Consider the following 19772-nt stretch of genomic DNA (forward strand, 5'->3'; position numbering starts at 1 on the left):
GGCTGGCGCGGCTGCCGCCACCGGTGCGCTCGGCGGCCGGCAGTTCCATTCCCTGGAGGTCGAGCAGAGCCATGTCGGTACCTCTTTCTCTGGTGGTGTGGATCTGGGCCGGTCGGGTGGTCGTCGGGTCGACGACCGCTCACTCAGTTGCAGGTGGTGACGCTCAGCGAGCTGTCGCCGCAGAGCAGCAGGCTGGCGCGGCTGCCGCCACCGGTGCGCTCGGCGGCCGGCAGTTCCATTCCCTGGAGGTCGAGCAGAGCCATGTCGTTCACCTCCTTCCACATGAGTCGGGTCGGTCGGTCGGCCCCGGGGTGACCCGGGGAGCTTGGTGGGCCGGTCAGTCGGCCGATCCCGTCGGCGCCGGGTCCGGCAGCGGCGTCAGGAAAGGCAGCCGGGCGGCCGCCGCCGGTCGGGTCGCCGCGAGGGCGGTGAGCACGCCGGCGGTGCCGGTGGCCAGGTCCATGGAGAGCCGCAGCAGCTGGTCGCCGGGGAAGGCGGTCAGCCCCCGGTACGGCAGGGCGTGCCAGCTCAGCAACCGGGCCTGCTGCCGCGCCGTGTCGTACTCGCCCCGTCCGGCCAGGTAGCTGACCATGCCGGCCCGTCCGGCGAAGAGGCCGGACTGGGCGTAGAAGGGGAAGTCGGCGCAGCGCCGGGTCGCCGCCGCCGCGGTCTCGAACTGCGGGTCCGGGCGGTGGCGCAGGTACTGGTCGAGCACGAGGCCGATACCGACACTGCCCTCGGCGAGGTACGGCATGGTCCGCCAGCCCTCGTTGACCTCCAGGTGGCCGTCATCGCGCTCCACGCACCGGCGCAGGTCCTGGCGCAGCGCGGTGGCGGCGTGGTCGAGCAGCACCGGATCGTGGTCGAGCTCGTATCTGCGCAGCAGCATCAGCGCCACCCCGGCCCCGCCGCGGGTGAGTCCCGCGTACGGGTGTCGGCCGCCGCTGACCTCGGCGACCGAGTCGACGTCGCCGAGCCGCTCGACGACCAGGTCGACCGCCTGCCGGGCGGCGTCGGCGTACCGGCGCTCGCCGGTGACCCCGGCGAAGTGGGTCAGGTTGAGCGCGACGCCCGGGAGGCCGCCCATCAGGTCGTTGCCCAGCTCCGTCCAGGGCTGGTCCAGGCAGAGGTCCAGCAGGCGCAGCGCCTCGTCGCGGTGTCCGAGCCGGTCCAGCACGTACGCGATGCCGTGCAGCCCGTCGTAGAAGCCGAGCCGGCTGCCGGAGGCGGGTTCGCGTACCCGGTCGATCAGCCACCGCTCGTGCTCCGCGTCGGTGGGCGCGCCGCTGACGTGCAACGCCCAGAGCACCCCGGCCGCGCCGTGGGCGAGGTTCAGCCCGCCGTCGCTGCCCGAGAACTGCCGGATGTCGCCGGGGAAGAGCCGGTCGTCGCGCTGCGGGGTGGCGCTCTCCGTGATCGCCGCGGCGAGCCGGTCCCGCAGCCCGGGCCAGTCGTCCGGGTCGATCCGGACGGCGCGGCGCGGGTCCACCGGCGCTCCGGCGTGCCCGTCTGCCGCCCTGGTCCGGTCGTCCGCCGCCTCGGCGTGGCCGTCCGGTGTTGCGGCCGGGCCGCCGACGATCACGGCGACGGTCTCGTCGAGCAGGTCCCGGGGGACGGGGAAGTTCTCGGCCACCACGTCGGCCAGGTGCGCCGCCTTCTCCGGGGCGAGCCGCAGCATGGCCGTCAGCGGGAGGAAGAGCGCCAGCCGCAGGCAGGCCAGGGCGTACCGGTCGACGGCGAAGCCGGTGCGGTCGCGCGGGGCGGCGAAGGCCTGGTTGCGCAGCGCCGGGCGGCCCGCCGCGTCGGCGGGCGCGGCGACCTCGAAGTCGACCAGCGTGGCGGTCCCGTCGTCGCCGACCATGACGTTGAACATGTGCAGGTCGCCGTAGACGATTCCGTGGGCGTGGATGGCGTCCACCGCCTCGGTCACCTGCCGGTGCACGTCCAGCGCCCAGCGGGTGTAGGCGGCTCGGTCGGCGTCGAGGTGGACCAGCGGGTAGCGCTCCACCACCAGCTGGTTGAGCGGCCGGCCCTCGACGAACGCCAAGGCCAGGAACTCGTGCCCACCGAAGCTGAACTCGTCGTGCACCCGCACCAGGTGCGGCACGTCCGCGAGCCGGCGCAGCATGTCGGCCTCCCGGCGCAGCCGGGTCACCGCGTCCGCGCCGGTGGCGTCCAGTCCCGCGTACGGCCGGGCCTCCTTCAGCACCACCCGGTCCCCGGTACGGGTGTCCCGGGCCTCGTACAGGCCGCCGCCGTTGGAGAAGTGGATCACCTTCTCGATCCGGTACGGCAGCTCGGTGGTGCTGGCGGCGTTGCGCGCGGCCAGGTGCGGGGCGAGGAAGTCGGGCAGCGTAACCCACTCCGGCACGTAAAAGACCGGGTCACGGCGGTCCGGCACCAGGCTGCCGCTCGCGTCCTCGATCGCCGGCACCACCTGCCCTTCCGGGGAGAGGCAGTACCGGGCGGCGAAGCCGCCGTAGCGCAGGTAGACCGGCCCGTCGCCGTAGCGCAGGTCGCTGAGGATGTACGGGCCCTGCTCGCCGTCGAGCAGCGCCGCGAGTTCCTTGGCGGTCAGCTCCAGCTCGGCGTCGTCGCGCGGGTAGACCGTGATGAACTTGCCGCTGCTGGCCCGGCGGGCGTACTTGCTGTTGCGCATGAGCAGCATCCGCGGCCCGCGCAGGTGCTTGAACGGGATGCCGCGCGGCCGGCAGTAGTCCATCACCCGGGTCAGCACCCGTTCGGCGTTCTCCAGCCGGGCCGACACGTGGATCTTCCAACCCTGCTGGGGGAGGTTGCCGCCGACCGGGCCGTGGATCAGCCAGTCGTCCTTGACCTCGCACTCCCAGCCGTCCGGCACCGGGCGGTCCGTCGCGTAGCCGGCGACCACGGCGCTCGCGCTGGCCAACGAGTCGTAGAAGAGCGGATCGACCGCGCAGTACGAGTCGTACCGTTCATCCATGTCGCCTGCCTCCGCCGCCTGATCGGTTGAGGTCCATCCTGCGGACGGCCCAGTGGCGTGCGAAGTGCGATGCGTCATCGTTCGGCGGTGAGTTTCCCACCCCGAATTCGTGACAACGGCGGAGTTTGAAATCGCGAATACCGCGTGACCAGTAACGATGTGCCGCGCCGACGGATCGGGGGCGGGCCGATCGGCCCGCCCCCGTCGTCGTACCGGCTCAGTGCGCGGCCGCCTGCGCGGCTGCCTCCTCCTGGACGCGTCGCTCGTCCCCGCTGAGGGTGTGCAGCGGCTTCTCCTTGATGAACAGCACTACGATCAACGCGAGCAGCGCGATCGGCGCGCCGATCAGGAACAGGTCGGCGGTGGCCGTGCCGTACACATCCTGCACGACGGCCAGCAGCGGCGCGGGCAGGGTGGACAGGTCGGGCACCTCGGCGGAGCCGCCGTCGGTCACCGCGGCCGGGCCGAGCTTCTCGGCGGTCAGCGAGGTCACCCGGTTGGCCAGGATGGCGCCGAGCGCGCTGACCCCGATGGCGCCGCCCATGCTGCGGAAGAAGGTCAGCACGCTGGTGGCGGCGCCGAGCTCGTGCGCGGGCACGTCGTTCTGCGCGGCGAGCACCAAATTCTGCATGAGCATGCCGACGCCGATGCCCAGCACCGCCATGTAGATCGACAGGACGAGCACGCTGGTGCCTGCGTCGATGGTGCCCAGCAGCAGCATCCCGACGGTCATCACCGCGGCGCCGGCCACCAGGTACGCCTTCCACCGGCCGAACTTCGTGATGAGCTGGCCGGCCACCGTCGACGAGACGAGCAGACCGAAGATCATCGGCAGGCTCATCAGGCCCGCGACGGTCGGCGACTTGCCCAGCGAGATCTGGAAGTACTGGGACAGGAAGACGGTGCCGCCGAACATCGCGACACCGACCAGCACGCTGGCGACGGTGGCCAGCGAGACCGTGCGGTTGCGGAAGATGTCCAGCGGGACGATCGGCTCCGCCGCCCGCGCCTCGACGAGCACGGCCAGCGCCAGCAGGACCACACCGCCGGTGACCATGACAGCCGTCCAGCCCGAGGCCCAGGCGAACTTGTTGCCGGCCAGGGACGACCAGATCAGCAGCGTGGAGACGCCCGTGGTGATGAGCACGGCGCCCAGCCAGTCGATCTGGACCTTGCGGCGTACGACCGGCAGGTGCAGGGTGCGCTGCAGCAGGACGATGGCGAGGAGGCTGAACGGGACCCCGATCAGAAAGCACCAGCGCCAGCCCAGCCACGAGGTGTCGACGAGCAGCCCGCCGATCAGCGGACCGGCGATGGTGCCGACGCCGAAGACGGCGCCGAAGATGCCGGCGTAGCGGCCCAGCTCCCGCGGCGGGATCATCGCGGCCATCACGATCGTGGCCAGTGCGGTCATGCCGCCGGCCCCGATGCCCTGCACGACCCGGCTGACCAGCAGCACCTCGACGTTCGGCGTGAGGCCCGCGATCAGCGAGCCCACCACGAACAGCCCCAGCGACAGCTGGATCAGCAGCTTCTTGCTGTACAGGTCGGCCAGCTTGCCCCACAGCGGCACGGTCGCCGTCATGGCGAGCAGTTCGCTGGTGACGATCCAGGTGTAGACGGTCTGGCTGCCGTGCAGATCGGCGATGATCCGCGGCAGCGCGTTCGCCACCACCGTGGAGGCGAGGATGGACACGAACATGCCGACCATCAGGCCGGAGAGGGCCTGGAGAACCTCCCGACGCGACATGCGCGTGCCGACCTCGGCGGTGTCGGCGGGCGGGGCGGTTGCGGTCATTGACGCTCTCTTTCGGGTGTACCGGGCATGGCGGGCCCCGGTGCGGTCGCACCGGGGCCGAGGACTGGTGGGATCAGGACGACTGTGGATCCGGCAGGCCGGCGGCGACCGCGGCGAACGCCTCGTCCACGAGGTCGCGTAGCGCCCGGCCGCCGCTGTCCGCAGCCCAGCGCAGCAGCGCGGTACGGAAGGCGGCGCCGGCCACGGCGGTGACCAGCGCCGGGTGGCCGTGGTCGGGATCGACGCCGAGTCGGGTGGCGACGGCCTCGACCATCGCCCGCTCGGTCTCGGCGTTGCCGGCGATCAGCCGGGGCAGCAGCGAAGGATTCTGGGCGATGACGGCGAGCCGCAGCCGCCACAGTTCCCGGTCGGCCTGCATCGTGTCGATCGCCTCGTCGAGGCAGAGCCGGACGGCCTCCAGCGCCGACACCCCGGGTGGGGCGGCGGCCAGCAGCGTCACGACCCGGTCGCGGTCGAGCGCCCGGTCACCGATGAGCGCGTCGTCCTTGCCGGTGAAGTAGTTGAAGAAGGTCCGCGAGGACACGTCCGCCGCCTCGCTGATCTCCTCCACCGTCACGTTCTCCAGGCCGCGCTCGGCCACCAGCCGCAGCGCCGCGGCGGTGAGTGCCGCCCGGGTGAGCCGCTTCTTGCGGTCGCGGCGCCCGGGGGCGGCCTGGTCGGCACCAGTCATTCCGGCGACGCTACGAGCCAACTTGCGGAGTCTGCAAGTTTTTATTCTGTGAAGTGATGTTCCCGACCCGGGCTCTTCCGGCAGGTCAGGCCACTACGCTGCCGATCGCGCCGGAAGAGCGGGGCTGCCGCGCCGGACGGGCCGCGATGCCGAGCGGCACGGACACGGATCCGTGCCGTCCGAGGCTCGTTGACTCCAACATGACCTTCCTTCCGCGCATCGCAGAGGACATCCACGCCAGGGCAGTCGCCGACCTTCCGCCCCGGCCCGACCCCGCCGCCGTACCGATACCCGCCGTCGGGGATCAGGGGTGGCGCCGGCCCACCACTGCGGATGGGGCAGCCCGGTGATGCGGGGCCTGGACCCGGAGGACGCGGACGTGGTGGCCGCCGGCAACCAGCTCGCCACCATCGCCCGGGAGATCATCACCGGCGTGGCCACGGGCGAGCGCAGCGACATGTGGTCGCTGGTCTACGGCCACCTGCACGACCGGGACGACCGCGCGGTCCCGGTCATGCTCGACCGCAACCGCAGCAACGAGCAGCTCGTCGCCGCGTTCGTCGAGCAGTACAACGCGCTCAACCTGGGGGCGATGGCCCTGATCACCGCGCTGGCGCAGCTGTACGCCGGCACCGCCGGGATCACCGAGATCGAGGCGATCGACCGGGCGCAGGCACTCATGCACGCCGGGTTCGAGATCTGACGCGGGCCGCGTTGTGTCGTACCGCCGGCGTTCAATCGGCGTGCATCATCGTCACCGGGGTGCACGCGCGCTGACGACGCCTGACCTTGCTGCGCCGCCGGACGCGCGCCGGTACGTCTCCTGAAGCTGTCAGAGGAAGGTTCAGATCATGAGTAGACGCACCACCGGGCCGGCCGTCGAGGTCGACGGCCTCACCCGGTCGTTCGGCGAGACCCGCGCGCTCAACGGCATCGACCTCCAGGTCCCCGCCGGCACCGTCTACGGCCTGCTCGGCCCGAACGGTGCCGGCAAGACCACGGCGGTACGGGTGCTGGCCACGCTGCTGCGTCCCGACGGCGGCACCGCGCGGGTCTTCGGTCACGACGTGGTCGCCGAGGCCGACGCCGTCCGCGCGCGGGTCAGCCTCACCGGCCAGTACGCCTCCGTGGACGAGGATCTGACCGGCACGGAGAACCTGGTGCTGCTCGGTCGCCTGCTGGGGCTGAAGAAGCCGGCGGCCCGGGAGCGTGCCGAGAGCCTGCTCGCCGCGTTCGGCCTGACCGAGGCGGGCGACCGCCAGGTCAAGAAGTACTCCGGCGGCATGCGGCGGCGCATCGACATCGCGGCGAGCATCCTCAGCACTCCCGACCTGCTGTTCCTCGACGAGCCGACGACCGGGCTGGACCCACGCAGCCGCAACCAGGTGTGGGAGATCGTCCGGGCCGTCGTGGCGCACGGCACCACCGTGCTGCTGACCACGCAGTACCTCGACGAGGCCGACCAGCTCGCCGGGCGGATCGCGGTGATCGACCACGGCCGGGTGATCGCGGAGGGCACGCCGGGCGAGCTGAAGTCGTCGGTCGGCGCCGGGACCGTGCACCTGCGGCTGCGCGACCCGGGACAGCGGCCCGAGGCCGAGCAGGTCCTCCAGGCGGCGCTCGGTGTTCCGGTGCAGCTCGGGGCCGATCCGGTCGCGCTGACGGCACGGGTCGGCGGAGGTGGCAGCGACCTCGACGCCAGCCGGCACGCCGCCCGCGCGCTCGGCGACCTGGCCGCCGCCGGCATCGTCGTGGACGACTTCTCCGTCGGCCAGCCCAGCCTCGACGAGGTCTTCCTGGCCCTGACCGACCACCCCGCCTCGGCCGACGAGCGCGACGAGCAGCTGGAGGCAGCCCGATGAGCGACACCGCCACGACCACGACAGGGCGGGCCCCGTCGGTCTACGTACCGTCCACCGAGGCCCTGGGGACCGTCCTCGCGCCGGGCGCGCGACCGCCCCGGCCGAGTGCGCTCTCGGCGTCGCTCACGTTCGGCTGGCGCGCCATGTTGAAGATCAAGCACGTGCCGGAGCAGCTCTTCGACGTGACCGCGTTCCCGATCATCATGGTGCTGATGTTCACCTACCTGTTCGGCGGCGCCCTCGCCGACAGCCCCCGTGACTACCTGCAGTTCTTCCTGCCCGGGATCATGGTGACCAGCGTCGTCATGATCACCATGTACACCGGCGTCGGCCTCAACACCGACATCGAGAAGGGCGTCTTCGACCGGTTCCGTACGCTGCCCGTCTGGCGGCCGGCCGCGCTGGTCGGAATGATCTTCGGCGACGTGCTGCGCTACGTCCTGGCGGCCGTGGTCATCCTCGGCGTGGGGTTGGTGCTGGGGTTCCGGCCCGGCGGCGGGCTGTTCGGCGTGCTGGCGGGGATCGGGCTGCTGGTGGTCTTCTCGTTCGCGTTCTCCTGGGTGTGGACGTTCTTCGGCCTCGTCCTGCGCAGCGAGAAATCGGTGATGGGCGTCAGCATGATGGTGCTGTTTCCCCTCACGTTCCTGAGCAACGTGTTCGTCGACCCGGGCACGATGCCCGGCTGGCTCCAGGCGTTCGTGAAGGTCAACCCGGTCACCCAGCTGGTGGCCTCGGTGCGCGCGGCCATGTCGGGCTCGTCGGACCCGTCGAGCATGATGTGGATGCTGCTGTGGAGCGCCGGGTTCGTCGTGGTCTTCGGCACCCTGACGATGTACCGGTACAACCGCCGCTGATCCCGACGACCGATATCGCGCCGACCTGCCCTTGTTTGAGCAGGCCGGCGAGCCCGGCCGGGGCTGATCCGGCCGGGCCGTGGCGTCCATATCGCCGGGGTATGACCCGGCGGATAGGGCCGCTCAATCGACGAATCTCAATATGATGTCCGCAATTGTGAACCAGGTGCGCGCACGAGGCGTGCCGGTCGGAATGCGGAGGAATCATGCTTCGTTGGCGCACCCTCACCGGCCTGCTGGCCGCCGCGTTGGCCGCGGTGACCGCGGGCAGCCTCACCCTCGCCGCGCCCGCCGCCGCGGCCGACCCCACGCCCACCCCGTACGTCGTCGGCGGCACCCGCGCCGCCCAAGGGGAGTTCCCGTTCATGGTGCGGCTCTCGATGGGCTGCGGCGGGGCCCTGTACAGCCCGCGACTGGTGCTCACGGCCGCGCACTGCGTGGGCGGCACGGGCACCAACACCAGCATCACCGCCACGCTGGGGGTGGTCGACCTGCGGTCGTCCAGCCGGATCACCGTGCGGTCGAACTACGTCTACCGCGCGCCCGGCTACAACGGCAGCGGCAAGGACTGGGCGCTGATCCGGCTGGCCACCCCGGTCACCGGGCTGAGCACCCTGCCGATCGCCACCACGACCGCCTACGACGACGGCACGTTCACCGTCGCCGGCTGGGGCGCGGCCCGAGAGGGCGGCGGCCAGCAGCGGTACCTGCTCAAGGCGACCGTGCCGTTCGTCAGCGACGCCACCTGCAACGCCAACTACGACGGCGAGGTCATCGTCGCCGAGGAGATCTGCGCCGGGTACGCCGGCGGCGGCACGGACACCTGCCAGGGCGACTCGGGCGGCCCGATGTTCCGCCGCGACGCCGGCAACGCGTGGATCCAGGTCGGCATCGTCAGCTGGGGCAACGGCTGCGCCCGGCCCAACTACCCCGGCGTCTACACCCAGGTGAGCTACTTCGCCTCGTCCATCGCCTCGGCCGCCGCCAGCCTCGGCGGCTGACCGTACGACCGATCGCGGCCCGGCTGACCACCAGCCGGGCCGCTCGCGTGCCGTCACAGGTGCGGTGTCAACCGGCTGTCACAGGAGACGCACAGATTCCGGCGCACGGTGACGCTGGGGTGACGCCGGCTGCGCAGACTTGCTGCTGAGGCGAGCGATCCCCGGGCCACCCGAGCCCCCTTCACCGGTCCAGCCGGCGGTCGGTCGGGTCCAGCCGGCGGTCGGTCGGCTCCGACAGGGCCTTCGCCGTCCATGGTCCCGGGTGCAGGGAGTTCGATCGTGACCTGTGAGAAGAGCGCACGGTTGTCCACGGCAGGGGGTACCCCGGCACCGCCGGGGTCCGACGCCGAGCCCAAGGTCCGGCTCCTGCTGCTCGGTGGGTTCCGGCTGCTGCACGGCCGGCGGCCGGTGGTGGTGCCGCGTGGCCTGCAACGCACCATCGCGCTGATCGGGCTGCGCCCGGGTGCGACCCGCGCCGAACTGGCCGCTTCGCTCTGGCCGGAGGTGCCGGAGGAGCGCGCCCTCTCCTCGTTGCGTACCGCGCTGTGGCGGCTGCGCCGGGACCCGTCCTGCCCTGTGCTCACCGACGGCGACACGGTCCGGCTGCACCCGAGGGTCGACGTGGACGTCGACGAACTCGTCCGGGCCGACGCCCGGATCAGCCAGGGCGGCGTTGCCCGGCCGGCGGCGGTCCTCGCCGCCGGGCGTTTCGACCTGCTGCCCGGCTGGTACAACGACTGGGTCCTGCTGGAGCGGGAACGGCTCAGACAGTTGCGGCTGCACCTGCTCGACGAGATGGCCCGGGCCCACCTGCGTGCCGGCGAGCACGGGGAGGCGTTGCAGGCCGCGCTCGAGGCGATGGCGGCCGAACCGCTGCGGGAGACCCCGCACCGGCTGGTGGTCCAGGCGCACCTGGCGGAGGGCAACGCGTACGAGGCGCTGCACGCCTACTTCGTCTACCGGGATCTCCTGCGGCGCGAGTTGCAGCTGGAACCGTCCGCGGCGATGCGCGCGCTGATCAGCGACGTGCTCGCCTCGCACGACCGGCCCGCGCGGCGGACCCCGGCCCAGCCGGGGCGCGGCGTCCCGCGACTCGTTTCCACCGCGTCAACGGTCCCGGACCCGGTGCCGGCCGCCCGTGACGGCGGGGTGACGCGGGCTCCGGCACGGTCGCAGGACGACGGCGCCGCGGTCCGGGCGCCGCTGGGCGGGGCTTGCCACCCGGTGCCGCAGGGCGCGCCGCCGTCCGGTCCGGGCGACCGGGCGAGGAAGGACGGGCGCCGGCCGTCGTCCCGACCCTGACGCCGGCGGGCCGGTCGCGGAACCACCTCCGCGGGGAGCAGGAAGGGAGCTGTGATGACCCGCAGAACGCTCATCGCTCGTGAGCCCCGCCGGGTGGCGGAGGCCGGGCCGATCGCGCCGGTCCTCCTCGGCTTCCGGCGCCGCCTGTTCCACCGCGTGGCGCACCCCGACAGCAGGCCAGAACCGAGTACGGGCAAGGAGATCGACGTGCACACGACAACGGACGTCCTCATCGCCGCAGCGGAGCCCACCGGGCCGATCGCCGCCGTCGAGCCGGCCCGGCGCGGCACCGGGTGCCGGGTGGTCGAGCAGCGGCTCCCCGCCGACGAGGGCACCATGACCGGCCTCGGCACGCTCTGCGCCGACGTGCGCCGGCAGACGTCCGGGCAGGTCGACAGCCATCTGCTGCTCAGCACCGACGCCGACGCGCTCGGCGAGCACCAGCAACTGGTCCTCGGAGGCGCGCGATGACGACGGTACGCACCGTGCTCGCCATGCGCATTAAGGAGGGGTGCGAGGAGCAGTTCGAGGCGGAGTGGCGCTCGGCGGCGGAGGAGGTCCGCGCGCTGGACGGGTGCCTGAAGCAGGACCTGGTCCGCGATGCCGACGACCCGCGCAGCTACCTGATCATCAGCGACTGGGTGGACCGCGAACGGCTGGACGCCTTCGGCCGCAGCGAGCACCGGGACCGGCTGCTGCACATGATCCGCGAGCTGCGCGAATCCGCGCAGCGGCACACCTACCAGGTCCTGCACAGCGTACGCAGCGAGCCCGAGGAGCCGCGATGACCGAGGACGCCGTACCCGCGTCGGAGCTCTACACCCACGACTTCGCCGCCAATCCCTATCCCACCTTCGGCCGGCTGCGGGCGGAGAAGCCGGTGTGCCCGATCAGCTCGCCGCGGTTCGACTCCTACCTGATCACCCGGTTCGACGACGCCAGAGCGGCGCTGGTCGACCCCCGGCTGTCCAAGGACCTCTACGGCCCGGGCCGGGAGTACCTGCGAATCTTCGGGCCCAACTCCGAGGCGTTGAACAAGAACATGCTCAACGCGGACCCACCGGAGCACACCCGGCTGCGCCGGATCGTGTCGCAGGCGTTCGCGCCGCGCCGGGTCGAGGCGCTGCGGCCGCGGGTGGCGGAGATCGTGGACACCCTGCTCGGCAAGGTCATCCCGCAGGGCCGGGCCGAGCTGATGCACGACTTCGCGATCCCGCTGCCGATGATGGTGATCAGCCAACTGCTCGGCATCCCGGAGACCGACCACGAGCCGGTCCTCGACTGGACCCAGGTGATCAGGACGTCCGGGTCGTCCGGCCGTAGCCCGCAGGAGGACCGGGCGGCCGTGCAGGAAGCCCAGCTGCGGCTGCATCACTACCTGGCCGATCTGGTCCAGGCCAAACGCGCGCACCCCGGTGACGACATGATCAGCGCCCTGATCGACGCCTGCGACCACGACGGCAAGCTCTCCGAATCCGAACTGGTCACCACCACGTTCCTGCTGCTCTTCGCCGGGCACCAGACCACCGCCGACTTCCTCGGCAACGCGACCGTCGCGTTGCTGACCAATCCCGACCAGCTCGACCTGCTGCGCGCCAAGCCGGAACTGCTGCCCTCGGCGATCGAGGAGCTGCTGAGATTCGACGGCCCGTTGCCGGTGGCCAGTCCTCGGATCGCCACCGAGGACGTCGAGTACCAGGGCGTCCGCATCCCGCGCGGCTCGATCGTCGGCGTGGTGATCAACGCGGCGAACCACGACCCGGCCCACTTCGTCGACCCGGACCGGCTGGACCTGCGCCGCGTGCGGGGCCCGCACCTCGGCTTCGGCCACGGCGTCCACTACTGCCTCGGGGTCTCGCTGGCCCGGATGGAGGCACAGATCGCCATCGAGGCACTGCTGACCCGGCTACCGGAGTTGCGGCTCGCGGTGCCGGTCGCCGGGCTGCGCCGGCTGCCGGCCGGGTCACCGTTCCGTGGCCTGCTGGAGCTTCCGGTCGAGTTCACCGCCGGGGGCGCCGCAGCGCCGTCCCCGATCGGCGCGGGCGCCGCAGCCCCGCCGCCGATCCGCAGTCAGAGATCACCGTCCACGCAATCACGCGTCCACACACCCGAGGAGCGGTAATGGTCTTCCGTAACGTGATCGTCTGTCACATGGTTCCGGGCAGCGACAACATCGTCGGCGACGTCTTCGGCTACTACGACAAGTCGACCCGACCGCAGGACCTCGGCGTGATCGGGCGCCGGCTGCTGTCCCTGGACGACCTCTACATCCACGTGATCGAACGCAAGGAGGACCCGAGGATCTCGGGCCAGAAGCGGGGCCTACCGGCGTTCCAGAAGATCGCCGAAGCCATCGCCCCGTACGTCACGCCGTACCCGAGATACTGGAAGAACCCCTCCGACTCCGTCGCCAAGGAGTTCTACCGCTGGGTCCCCGACGCCGACTCCGCGCCGGAGTCGGCCGACCGGCAGCTCACCGTCGTCGTCGGACGGATCAAGCCCGGCGCGGAGCCCGACGTCGCGCGCATCTTCGGCGAGTCCGACGCCGGGTCGCTGCCGGTCCAGCTGGGCGTCACCGGACGCTGGCTGTACTCGATCGACGACGTCTACGTGCACCTGCTGGAGCGCACCGCCGCGGCGGCCGGCGGGGGACCCGACCACAACCAGCCTGCCTTCGCCAAGGTCATGGCGGAGCTGAGCCCGTTCATCAGCCCGTACAACCCGGAGACGTGGCACAGCCCGAAGGATGCGGTGGCCAAGGAGTTCTACCGCTGGCAGGCCGAGGACTGAACCCTTCGGTGGCGGTCGCCGTGGTGCCACGGCGACCGTCACCCTTCACACCCTCCGCCGAGCACGCCGACGACGCCGAGCACCATCGCGGCAACGGCGCGTGGGCGCCGCCACGACCAGCGGCGGCGCGGCAGGCGACGACGGCCGGGCGCGGCGGGTCCGCCTTCGGCGGTTTGCCCAGCTCAATGGCGGGTAGGGCGGGGTCATGGCAGCCGTCCCCGTGGCGCACCGGGCCGTCGACGTCGACGGCATCCGCACCTTCTACCGGGAGGCCGGGCCGGTGGACGCCCCGGTGGTGCTGCTGCCGCACGGCTACCCGTCCTCGTCGTTCCAGTTCCGCAACCTCATGCCGGCGCTCGGCGACCGCTGGCGGCTGCTCGCCCCCGACCTACCGGGCTTCGGCTACACCCGGGCCGACGCCGGGCAGTTCGCCTACACCTTCGACGGGTACGCCCACTTCCTGCGGCGGTTCACCGACGTCCTCGGATTGCGTCGCTACGCCATCTACCTGCAGGACTACGGCTCCCAGTTCGGCCTGCGGCTGGCCATGAGCGCACCGGAACGGGTCGCGGCGCTGGTCATCCAGAACGGCGACATCTACGAGGACCAGCACGGACCCAAGTACGCGCCGCTGAAGAAGATGTGGGCCGACCCCAGCCCGCAGGCGCTGGCCGAGGTGGCGGAGCACGTGTCGGAGCGCGGGTTCCGCGACGAGTTCCTGGGCGAGGTGCCCGGCGAGATCGCCGACCGGATCAGCCCCGACCTCTGGACGCTCTTCTGGGCGCAGGTGGGGCGGCCGCCCGGCCCCGAGAACCTCGTGCACCTGATCGCCGACCAGCGCACCACTGTCGACTGGTTCCCGCGTCAGCAGGCGTACCTGCGGGAGCACCGGCCACCCACGCTGATCGTCTGGGGGCCGCATGACGGGTACATGCCCGAGGGCGCCGCCCGCGCGTACCTGCGCGACCTCCCGGACGCCGAGCTGCACCTGCTCGACGGCGGTCACTGGCTGCTGGAGACCCACCTCGACGAGGTGGTGTCGCTGATGCGCGACTTCCTCGGCCGCGTCCACCCCCCGCACGCCGGGACCTAGGCGGCAGTGGATCCCGGCTGCCGCGCAACCAGCGACTTCGGTTAGTGGGGCAAGCAGCGGCGGGGCGTCAGGGCGGTCACGCCAGCACCTTCGCCAGGGCGCGGGCGTCCGTGACCAGGCCGGGCTCGGCGTCGTCGTCGATGACCCCTCCGGTCGCCGGTTGGCTCAGGTCAGGCCGTCGTTGGCGCTCGGCAACCACCCCGCGAGCGTGTCCACCGGTACGCCCACCACGCTCGCGAGCAGGTCGAGCGGCGTGGCGTGGCCGCGCCCCACGAGGTCGGCGTGGATGTCGCGCAGGCCCTGCCGATACGCCTCACCGTAGGCGTCGGCGTCGGGAAGTTCGGCGACGAGCCGCTCGACGTACCTCCGCACCATGACCCGGTACGCGTCGACTGCGAGCACCTCGGGTTCGTCGAATGTCATCAGGAGTGACCTTTCACGGAGTGGAGGTAGGGGTCGGGGTGGCGGCGCCGATCACGCCGCCGAAGAAGACCATGACGGTGAGCGCGACCGCCGGGGCGACGAAGACGTAGCCGAGCACCAGCCCGGCGACGGCCATGCCGCGCCCGGACTTCCGGCCGTCGCGGGTCTCGTGCAGCCCGATGTGCCCGAGGACGACGGCGATCAGGCAGGGCAGGCCGAAGACGCACCATCCGCCGAGCACGCCGACGATGCCGAGCACCATCGCGGCGGTGGCGGTGCCGGACGTGGGCGGCGCCGCGATCATCAACGGCGCCGGATACGGCACGGCCGGGTACGGCACCGCAGGCGGGTAGGGCCTGGCCGCCGGGTACGGGCCGGCCGGCGGGTACGGGCCGGCGGGGACGGCCGAGACCGGTGGCAGGGGCCGGGTCGGTTCGGGGCCGGGCTGAGGGTAGGTCATCGTCGCGGTTCCTGTCGTTGGTCGAGTCGGTGGAGCAGGGTGCTCACCTCGGTGTGCAGGCGGCGCAGTTCCGCCGCCGTCGGGGCCGGCTCGTAGCAGTGGTGGTGGGTGGCGGCCGACAGCGTCGACCAGGCGTAGGTGATCCGGCGGGCCACCTCGGCGCCCGGCCCGAGCCGGCCGCGCAGCATCAGCTGCTTGGCCCGGCCCTGCCGGCACGCGACCACGGCCGGCCGGACCCGCCGCCAGTAGTCGTCGATGCCGCCTTCGAGGGCGAGGCGGATCAGGCAGGCGCAGGCCCGCGGCCACCAGCCGGCGGTCACCGCCGTGGCGCCGAGCGGGCCGGCGCCGCGCAGCAGCTGGTCGGCCGCCGCCAGGCAGCGGCGGGGCGTCGGCGCGGTCACGTCAGCACCTTCGCCAGGGCGCGGGCGTCGGTGACCAGGCCGGGCAGGTCCGTCAGGTACGCCCCGTGCACGCCCTCCCGGCAGGCCCGGTACGCGCCGACCGCCCAGCCGCCGTGGCGGCCCAGCCAGCCGAGCACGTCGCCACCGCGCTCCGCGTCGTCGAAGACGGCCAACGCCACGATCGTGGTCAGCCGGCGCGAGGCGTCCACGATCGCCGCCTCCACCTCGTCATGCGGAACGCCCCGGGTCACCCGGACCCGCCACACCCGCAGGTGACACGCCGCCTCGATCGCCGATCGGCACAGCTCCGCCACCACCGGCCCGCGTACGTCGGCGGGCAGTTCGTCGTTGCGGGCCAGCGCCCACGCGTCGTCCAGGTAGCGGGTGACCGGGTCGGAGCCGGCCCGCAGGGTCACCACGGATCGCTCGGCGCGCTGCACCTCCACGATCCGTGCCCGGCCTAGGTCGAGGCGGCGCACCGCGTCGGGCAGCCGGGTGTCGTGGGTGAAGACCACGACCTGCCGGTCCTCGGCCAGCTCGGCGAGCACCCGGGCCAGCCCGTCCACCTTCGACGGGTCCATGCTCTGCACCGGGTCGTCGACGACGATGAACCGGAACGGGCTCTCCGGGGCGCAACTGCGCGGCAGGAACGTCGCCAGCCCGAGAGCCTGCATCTCGCCCTGGCTCATCACGCCCAGCGCGGTGCCGTTGTCCGCACCGTCGACGCTCACCGGAAAGACCACCCGCCGCCGGGTGTTCGTCCCGGCCAGGGTCATCGCGCCCAGCTCGACGTTGCTCTCCTGCCGCAGCTGCTCCCAGATCCGCTGCGAGTGCGCGGCGAACGGCGCGATCCGCTCGTCGCGGACCGCCGCGCCGGTCTCCTTCAACCAGGCGCGCGCGGCCTTCACCCGGGCCAGCGCCGCCTCCCGCGCCGCCAGCCCGCCGACGGCGGCGACCCACTCGCGCAACTCGGCCGCCGCCGACCGCCACCCGGTGTCACGCTGCCGCAGGAACCCCTCGGCGTACGCACGGGCCGCGTCCGCCGCCGCCACCACCGCCGGGTACCGCGCCGCCAGGTGGTCGGCCACGTCGGCCGGTTCCCCGGGTACGCCCCGCAGCGCGGCCACGGCCTCCCGCAGCGCCCCGAGCAGCGCCTCCGCGCCGTCGTCCTCGCGCGGCCCGGTCGTGCCAGCGCTCTCGTAAAGTACCTCCGTGCCCGCCCGCTGGCGCGGCGCCTCCGCGCCGATGCCGCTGAGCGGCGACCCGGTCGGCGTCTGCCATCCGGGGCCGTCGGGCACGGCCAGGTCGTCGATCAGGTGGTGCGCCTGACGCAGCAGAGCGGTGAGCCGGGTCGCCGCGGTCTGGGCGGCGACGCTGCGCTGCCGCAGCTCGGTCAGGCTCTGCGCGGCGGCGGCCCGCCACCCACCGTCGAGGGTGCCGGTGGCGCAGACGGGACAGGGCCCGTCACCCCGGTCCTCGTGGTGTTCGATGGCGAGACGGAGCAGTTCCGCGCTGCGCAGCGCCGCCCGGGACCGACCGCCGTCGTACCGGAGGGTCTCGGCCGCCGCCTCCCGCAGCTGCCCGGCCAGCCGCGTCACCTCGTCCACCGGCGGCGGGTCGAGGGCGGCCAGCTCCCGGCACAGCAACACCGCCTCGTCGGCGGTCGCCTCGTCCGGCTCGTCGAGGATCGCCGTCAACGCAGGCAGGTCGACCGCGCCCCGTCCGCGCAGCAGCCCGGCGGCCCGCCGAGCCCGGTCGTCGGCGACCCCGGCGAGCAGGTCGGCCAGGGCGGCGCGCTGTGCGCGTACCTGCTTGACGGCCGTGTCGTGCGGCCGGGCGGCGCGCATCAGCCGCTGGTCGGCGTCGGTCAGCGCGTCCAGGCCGAGGATGGCGAAGAGCGCGTCGAAGAGCTGGCTCTGCGTGCCGGCAGCGAGCCGACCCAGCTCGGCCGCGGTGAGGAACGGCCGGTACAGCTCCAGCGGGCGGGCCAGGCCCAGTTCGGCGAGGCCGGTGTGCCGTCCCCGCGCGCCGGTCACGGTCACCTCCGCGTCGGCCAGCTCACCGCCGGCCGGCCAGGCCCGCGCCACCCGGGTCGGCGTGGCCACGCCGTCGACCCGCAGCTCCACACCGATCCGGCACGGCTCCGGGGCGTGCAGGTTGCGCCACCCGGTACGCCACACGCTGGTCTTGTCGGCCCAGCGGGCGCTGTCGCCGGTGAGGGCGAGCTCGACGGCCTCGGCGAAGCTCGACTTACCGGAGCCGTTGCGGCCGACAACCAGGGTGAGGCCCGGCCCCGGCGCGATGTCGAGGGTGCGCTCCGGGCCGACGCCGCGGAACCCGGCGACGGTCACCGACTTCAGCCAGATCCGCTCCGACGGCTCGTCGTGCGCCGGGGAGCGCGGGTCGAGCCGGGTGGGGCGGCCGGCAAGGGCGGCGGTGAGGTCGTCCTCGCCGGTGAGCGCGGCGAGGACCAGCTCGGCGGTGTCGGACGGCACGTCGCTGTCGGCGGCGAGCCGGTCGAAGATCAGTTCGATCAGGGGTGCGGTGGTGGGCTGCGCGGTGTCGGTCATGGTCGTCTCCAGGCGCGTGGTGTCCGCGGATCGACGGGTCGCCGGTCCGCCCGGGGTGAGCGGTGGAAGTGGGCAGGCCGCTGTCGGCCCGGCTGGGGCGAGCAGTGGAGTCGGGAGAGCGGTGGTGGCGGTCGGACGCTGTGGAGCTGATGTCGCAGACGAATCAGGCCGTCCCCGCTGCGGGCGGGCGGGCGTCAGAGCGTGGCGTTCGCGTGCCAGTCGCGCAGGAACGCGTCGACCAGGGCGTGCGCCCGAGGACGTAGGTCGAAGGCCTCCTCCCGCCGGCGGCGGGCCATGTGCGACAGTCCGTCGGCGGCCTCGTTGAGCGCGTGGCCGCTGTGCCCCTTGACGTGCGCGAACGTCAGGTCGGGTCTGCGGGCCACCTGCTCGGCGAGCCGGACCAGGGTCGGCTGGTCCGACCAGCGGCGCTCCCGCAGGCTGTAGCCGGCCGGCATCGCATCGGTCTCGCCGGTCTGCCAGCGGTGCAGGTAGCGCAGGGCGGCAAGGCAGTCCAGCGGCACTGTCATGCCCACGGGCACCTCGTCGTACCCGGTCAGCAGGTAGTCGACCGCGCGCAGCTCGTTGATCAGGACCCGGGAGGCGCCGGTCGGGTCGAGCCGGCCGATGCCCCGGCCGAGCAGGCCGTAGTGGCCGTCGCTGACGACGTACCCGATGCCGCCGACGCGGCCCTTCCAGCTGGCGTCGGTCGCGGCGACCAGCGGCGCGGACGCCGTCGCCCAGCGGACCACCCGGCCGCGGCCGCGCTGCTGGTCGTCGCCGGACCGGCGGTGGATGCCGTGGTCGGCGGCCAGCCGCTCGGCGGTGTCGAGCAGTTCGCCGGCGGAGGTCAGCTCGTCGTAGTGGGCGGCGGTGAGGGCCAGGCGGACGGCGTCGCCGATGCGCTGGCAGTCGTCGCAGCGGGTGGGGCGGGTGAAGGCGCGCAGGGTGAGGGCGCGGTCGTGCAGGGGAGCGGGGAGCAGGGCCAGGGTGCGGAGGAACTCATCGGGACGCACGACGCCTCCTGACGTCTCAACGGGGGAAAGAGCTCGTTGCGCGCTACAAAGCTGATGGTGTGGACGAATTAAGCGGGCGCGATGGTCCAGTTGCCGTCGGCCGTCACCTGCACTAGCGCCGGCGCCGACAGCGGACGGACTCCCGAGTAACCCCCGATCTCGTTCACCAGCAGGCCGCCCTCGCCGGTTTCCAGGGAGTAGGCGTGCACCACGAAGTTGGAGCTGCCCCGGGAGTGGGTGATCTTCACCGCGCTGGCGTCTCCGCCGAGGACGATGACGTTGTCGCCCTTCCCCGACGCCTTTCCCGACAGGGCCTTGGTGGCCATCTGGTCGACCGATCCGATGGTCAGGGTCCAACTGCCCGTCGCCTCGACCTCGAACTGAGTGGTGAGCGCGCCGTCCTCGAGGTTGATCCACCGCTTGCCGCTGTACGAGCCGATCTCGTTGACCAGCAGACCGTCGGGTCCGTCGCTGCGCAGGACGGTGTTGCCGCTGCATCGACAGGTGAACTTTACGACGGCCAGATCGGTCAGCTCGGGAATCCGCACCACG

General features: G+C 72.7%; 20 protein-coding genes and 1 pseudogene. 10 read left to right on the forward strand and 11 right to left on the reverse strand.

Translation table 11 applies throughout. From position 1 onward, the window contains the following. From ACSNN7_RS06160 to ACSNN7_RS06180, 5 genes are all read right to left on the reverse strand, one after another. The coding region (locus ACSNN7_RS06160) for a SapB/AmfS family lanthipeptide (protein ID WP_436679737.1) at window positions 1-73 on the reverse strand (73 nt) is incomplete at its 3' end. A gap of 70 nt (window positions 74-143) precedes the next feature. Then, complete coding sequence (locus ACSNN7_RS06165; protein ID WP_088647629.1) at window positions 144-263, reverse strand: SapB/AmfS family lanthipeptide; 120 nt, start codon at window positions 261-263, stop codon at window positions 144-146. 74 nt (window positions 264-337) lie between these two features. Next, complete coding sequence (gene lanKC, locus ACSNN7_RS06170; protein ID WP_436679663.1) at window positions 338-2962, reverse strand: class III lanthionine synthetase LanKC; 2625 nt, start codon at window positions 2960-2962, stop codon at window positions 338-340. A gap of 217 nt (window positions 2963-3179) precedes the next feature. Beyond that, on the reverse strand, window positions 3180-4760 hold the full coding sequence (locus ACSNN7_RS06175; RefSeq protein ID WP_436679664.1) for an MDR family MFS transporter: 1581 nt from the start codon (window positions 4758-4760) through the stop codon (window positions 3180-3182). Window positions 4761-4833: 73 nt separating this feature from the next. Continuing rightward, the gene (locus tag ACSNN7_RS06180) at window positions 4834-5451 is read right to left on the reverse strand and encodes a TetR family transcriptional regulator (RefSeq protein WP_436679665.1); all 618 of its coding nucleotides are present in this window, start codon (window positions 5449-5451) and stop codon (window positions 4834-4836) included. A gap of 310 nt (window positions 5452-5761) precedes the next feature. Here ACSNN7_RS06180 and ACSNN7_RS06185 point away from each other — a divergent pair, with 310 nt between their 5' ends. The 10 genes and pseudogenes from ACSNN7_RS06185 to ACSNN7_RS06230 all read left to right on the forward strand — a co-directional run bounded on the left by ACSNN7_RS06185 (window position 5762) and on the right by ACSNN7_RS06230 (window position 14353). Then, window positions 5762-6154, forward strand: coding sequence for a hypothetical protein (locus tag ACSNN7_RS06185; protein ID WP_436679666.1), 393 nt, complete (start codon window positions 5762-5764; stop codon window positions 6152-6154). Window positions 6155-6302: 148 nt separating this feature from the next. Then, the gene (locus tag ACSNN7_RS06190; protein WP_436679667.1) at window positions 6303-7313 is read left to right on the forward strand and encodes an ATP-binding cassette domain-containing protein; all 1011 of its coding nucleotides are present in this window, start codon (window positions 6303-6305) and stop codon (window positions 7311-7313) included. Beyond that, window positions 7310-8167 carry an ABC transporter permease gene (locus ACSNN7_RS06195; RefSeq protein ID WP_436679668.1) on the forward strand — a complete coding sequence of 286 codons (858 nt, stop codon included), beginning with the start codon at window positions 7310-7312 and terminating at the stop codon, window positions 8165-8167. The genes ACSNN7_RS06190 and ACSNN7_RS06195 overlap by 4 nt, the downstream gene beginning before the upstream one ends. A 206-nt stretch (window positions 8168-8373) precedes the next feature. After that, on the forward strand, window positions 8374-9168 hold the full coding sequence (locus ACSNN7_RS06200) for a S1 family peptidase (protein ID WP_436679669.1): 795 nt from the start codon (window positions 8374-8376) through the stop codon (window positions 9166-9168). 252 nt (window positions 9169-9420) lie between these two features. Continuing rightward, window positions 9421-10242, forward strand: a pseudogene (locus ACSNN7_RS06205) (AfsR/SARP family transcriptional regulator); the annotation flags it as partial. A gap of 282 nt (window positions 10243-10524) precedes the next feature. Beyond that, window positions 10525-10941, forward strand: a complete 417-nt coding sequence (locus ACSNN7_RS06210) for a hypothetical protein (protein WP_436679670.1) — start codon at window positions 10525-10527, stop codon at window positions 10939-10941. Continuing rightward, the gene (locus ACSNN7_RS06215) at window positions 10938-11258 is read left to right on the forward strand and encodes a putative quinol monooxygenase (protein ID WP_436679671.1); all 321 of its coding nucleotides are present in this window, start codon (window positions 10938-10940) and stop codon (window positions 11256-11258) included. The genes ACSNN7_RS06210 and ACSNN7_RS06215 overlap by 4 nt, the downstream gene beginning before the upstream one ends. Then, complete coding sequence (locus tag ACSNN7_RS06220; protein WP_436679672.1) at window positions 11255-12592, forward strand: cytochrome P450 family protein; 1338 nt, start codon at window positions 11255-11257, stop codon at window positions 12590-12592. The genes ACSNN7_RS06215 and ACSNN7_RS06220 overlap by 4 nt, the downstream gene beginning before the upstream one ends. Then, window positions 12592-13260 carry a TcmI family type II polyketide cyclase gene (locus ACSNN7_RS06225; protein ID WP_436679673.1) on the forward strand — a complete coding sequence of 223 codons (669 nt, stop codon included), beginning with the start codon at window positions 12592-12594 and terminating at the stop codon, window positions 13258-13260. Before ACSNN7_RS06220 ends, ACSNN7_RS06225 begins: the two co-directional genes overlap by 1 nt. A gap of 205 nt (window positions 13261-13465) precedes the next feature. After that, window positions 13466-14353 (forward strand): alpha/beta fold hydrolase, encoded by an 888-nt coding sequence (locus tag ACSNN7_RS06230; RefSeq protein WP_436679674.1) that lies wholly within the window; start codon window positions 13466-13468, stop codon window positions 14351-14353. A 165-nt stretch (window positions 14354-14518) separates the two neighbouring features. On the opposite strand, the gene ACSNN7_RS06235 is transcribed toward ACSNN7_RS06230, so the two are convergent. The 6 genes from ACSNN7_RS06235 to ACSNN7_RS06260 all read right to left on the reverse strand — a co-directional run bounded on the left by ACSNN7_RS06235 (window position 14519) and on the right by ACSNN7_RS06260 (window position 19771). After that, window positions 14519-14776 (reverse strand): hypothetical protein, encoded by a 258-nt coding sequence (locus ACSNN7_RS06235; protein WP_436679675.1) that lies wholly within the window; start codon window positions 14774-14776, stop codon window positions 14519-14521. A 13-nt stretch (window positions 14777-14789) separates the two neighbouring features. Next, the gene (locus tag ACSNN7_RS06240; RefSeq protein WP_436679676.1) at window positions 14790-15236 is read right to left on the reverse strand and encodes a DUF4190 domain-containing protein; all 447 of its coding nucleotides are present in this window, start codon (window positions 15234-15236) and stop codon (window positions 14790-14792) included. Further along, a complete protein-coding gene (locus tag ACSNN7_RS06245; protein WP_436679677.1) occupies window positions 15233-15637 on the reverse strand; it encodes a hypothetical protein in 405 nt (134 codons plus the stop codon). The genes ACSNN7_RS06240 and ACSNN7_RS06245 overlap by 4 nt, the downstream gene beginning before the upstream one ends. Further along, a complete protein-coding gene (locus tag ACSNN7_RS06250) occupies window positions 15634-18207 on the reverse strand; it encodes an AAA family ATPase (protein ID WP_436679678.1) in 2574 nt (857 codons plus the stop codon). The genes ACSNN7_RS06245 and ACSNN7_RS06250 overlap by 4 nt, the downstream gene beginning before the upstream one ends. Window positions 18208-18401: 194 nt before the next feature. Further along, window positions 18402-19220, reverse strand: a complete 819-nt coding sequence (locus tag ACSNN7_RS06255) for a ribonuclease HI (protein WP_436679679.1) — start codon at window positions 19218-19220, stop codon at window positions 18402-18404. A 68-nt stretch (window positions 19221-19288) separates the two neighbouring features. Continuing rightward, a complete protein-coding gene (locus tag ACSNN7_RS06260) occupies window positions 19289-19771 on the reverse strand; it encodes a hypothetical protein (RefSeq protein ID WP_436679680.1) in 483 nt (160 codons plus the stop codon). Between the last annotated feature and the right edge of the window lies 1 nt (window position 19772).

This window comes from Micromonospora sp. URMC 105 (assembly GCF_051386295.1).
GTDB lineage: Bacteria > Actinomycetota > Actinomycetes > Mycobacteriales > Micromonosporaceae > Micromonospora.